Below are 255 nucleotides of genomic sequence, written 5' to 3'. Positions count from 1 at the left end.
TGCCTTGCACGACACTACGCGACGAAGGAGAAACACTACCGCCAGCTCCGGCATTTGCAGTCACGGTATGAATTACCGGATTGGCAACAAAAGTGGCACTGACTGTACAAGCGGCGTTGATGGCTGCTGTGGTGAAAGTCGTGCCAGATAAACTGCCGCCACAACCGCTAACGCCATTGATGGTATAACCGCTATTCGCAGTGACCGTAAAACTGGTGCTGCTGCCTTGCACTACACTGCGCGATGAAGGAGAAA

At 52.9% G+C, this 255-nt stretch carries 1 protein-coding gene; it reads right to left on the bottom strand.

What is annotated here, in order from left to right:
* On the bottom strand, positions 1-255 hold a 255-nt coding region (locus EOE67_RS20630; protein WP_206099691.1), incomplete at both ends, for an InlB B-repeat-containing protein.

The sequence above is a fragment of the Rheinheimera riviphila genome (genome assembly GCF_004005945.1).
GTDB lineage: Bacteria > Pseudomonadota > Gammaproteobacteria > Enterobacterales > Alteromonadaceae > Pararheinheimera > Pararheinheimera riviphila.
The sequence above is the reverse complement of the archived record's forward strand: the minus strand, read 5'-3'. Positions and strand labels throughout refer to the sequence as shown.